This window comes from Candidatus Cloacimonadota bacterium (genome assembly GCA_020532355.1).
Classification (GTDB): Bacteria; Cloacimonadota; Cloacimonadia; order Cloacimonadales; family Cloacimonadaceae; genus UBA5456.
The window spans coordinates 1-2,668 of record JAJBBD010000196.1; the positions used below are offsets into that span (position 1 = coordinate 1).

2 protein-coding genes are annotated in these 2,668 nt (G+C 47.0%); both read left to right on the forward strand.

The window, feature by feature from the left end; all coding sequences use genetic code 11:
• Window positions 1-2,427 (forward strand): DEAD/DEAH box helicase (locus tag LHW48_06955; GenBank protein MCB5260195.1); only part of this gene is annotated, 2,427 nt, incomplete at its 5' end.
• On the forward strand, window positions 2,424-2,668 hold a 245-nt coding region (locus tag LHW48_06960; protein MCB5260196.1), incomplete at its 3' end, for a hypothetical protein. The genes LHW48_06955 and LHW48_06960, both read left to right, overlap by 4 nt.

A 2,668-nucleotide genomic window follows, 5' to 3' on the forward strand; every position in this document is an offset into this window, starting at 1 on the left:
TATCAAAAGGATGGTTACCGCCAATTGCTGCATATCGCCTCCAAGTATGGTGGGGCTTTGCTTTGCGATGGCGTGGGCCTGGGCAAGACCTTCATTGCCCTAATGCTGATCGAACGTCTCGTTCAAGACCGTAAAAGGATAGCCATCATAGTGCCAAAATCCACCCGGGAAGCTGTGTGGGAAGTTTTGGTGCGGCAGTATATCCCCTCAGCTAACAGCCTGTTTGGTAACCAAGTCGTAATCTATAACCATACCGATCTGCTAAGAAAGGCATCCGGAGACAGAGATTTTCCCGCCGAGTTTGATCAGATTCGCGATCACTGCGATGCAGTCATCATTGATGAAGCTCACCATTTCAGGAACCTGACCTCAAAAAGAAACGAGAAGCTATTTGAGATAAGTGCATCCAAGATAGTTTTCCTGCTCACTGCCACCCCAATTAATAACAGCCTGTTTGACCTGCAGCACCTGATGGACTTCTTTATCCGCAAGAGGGATAACCGTTTTGAGAACCTAGGAATCAACAGCATCAGAGGCTATCTGATCCAAAAGGAACGAGCAATCAGCACTTTGATGAATCCCGATAGTTCAGAGACAATGCTGCAGTCCGATTATGACGTAATCAATGCTGAAAGAATACTGCGTGACGACACATTGTTCCGGGAAGTTGTGGTGCAAAGAAGCAGGTCCTATGTGCGCCAGCGGGAAAAGTCGTCATCTGTGAACATCCAGTTCCCCGACCGTCAGCCTCCCCGCGTGGCAGACTACTCATTGAAGGCTACCTATGGTGGGCTTCTGGATGAACTCAAGCGTGTTTTTATGACAGATGACCCTTTGCTCAAATTCCCCATATACTTCCCCCTGGCATATCGTTACAAGCCCTCGGACAAACCTGAAGACCTAATGGCTGAAAATCAGCAGAAACAATTGGTCGGGCTAGTGAGGACGACTATACTGAAGCGCTTTGAAAGTTCGTGGGTAGCTTTTCAATACACCTGCGAAGACCTGTTACTCAAATACATCGCCATCTATAAAGAGCTAGACCCTGCCAGGTATGCAAAATGGCAGGAAGCAAACTCGCTGTGGTTGTATACTGTGGAAAAGCATATGGCGGAACGATATGAGCATAAGTATTCGCCTGAAGATACTGAAGAAGAGGACTTTCTGGCAAATCTGATCACTGATCCGGATTTTCATCTTGATAAGCGTTTGTTCCGGATCAAAGATCTGCTGGCGGATATGGAACAGGATATGAACCTCCTGATCAGCTTTCTGGATCATTTAAAAAATACCAGCTCAGAGCATGATGAAAAGGTCCAGAGATTGAAGGCTTTGGTGACTGGAGATCCTTTACTGGGCAAGCACAAGGTGCTTATCTTCACCGAGTACCGTGATACAGCCAGATACTTGTATAAGGTGCTGAATGACTCAGGCGTAAGGAACCTGTTCGAGATCGACAGCAGCACCAAGGTCGACCGTCTGGAAGTGATACGCCGTTTTGCCCCTTACTATAATTACTTGGATGAAAGCACACATCAAAAAGCGCTAGCTTATCCCATCAGGGTTCTGATTACCACCGATATCCTGGCTGAGGGACTGAATCTGCAAGAAGCATTTCTGCTGATCAATTATGATCTGCACTGGAATCCTGTCCGTTTGATGCAGCGCATTGGCCGCGTGGACAGAAGAATGAATCCCCAGGTTGAAGAGAGAATCCTGGCTTCCAGGCCGGAAGAAAAAGACTTGAGGGGCAAGATGTGGTTTTGGAACTTCCTGCCACCTCGTGAGCTGGAAGACATCCTCAGCCTCTACAACCGGGTATCCCACAAAGTCCTGAGAATATCGGAAACAACCGGTTTGGAAGGACAGCAGCTGCTGACACCGGATGATCACTTTAAGACCCTGAAAGACTTCAATGCCGCTTATGAAGGTCAGCCCTCTACGGAAGAACGGCTGCGTTTATTGCTCAATGAAGCATTGAAGCAAAATCCCGGTCTGGAAGCGAAGCTTGAGGATCTGCCATTCAGGCTTAGCTCGGTGCGAGAGACTCCCACTGGGACCACAGGTATCTTTGCCTGCTATCGCTTACCGGCAATTCAAAGCGGTGTGGGAACTGAACTGGGAGAATTGAAGTGGTATTTCCTGCCTGATGCATCAGACACAATAATCAGTTCAATGGAGCTGATCGATAAAATTATCGTATCTCAACCTGAAACCCCTAGATCCTATGGCCGAAACTGTGATTACATCAGGGATAGGTTACTGCTGATAGAACGCCATGTTAAAGCGATCGAACTTAAAAGCCGTCGTTCTGTAACCATGTCACAAATGGGCGATACTGCTAAAGATTACAGCGGATTGAGGCTAATAGCCTGGATGGACGTAAACAAAGACGAAATTGAGACCACGAAACCGGAGTATCAATGAACAAAAAGAAGCAAAAGAACCAAAACACGATCAGACCAGTTCAAAAGGATTCCATAGCCGAAGTTCGATGCGAAGAGGATTTTGTTGAATTCTTGCGTAGAGAACTGGAGTGGCCTATACCTTATAACATCCAGAAACTGAGCGATGTTACAATCCCGCACGATTTACAGAAAGATTTTGGCTTTGATCCAGTTGAAGACCGCATTGCCATTTCCCGCTTGCTGAATCTGACCGATGACCA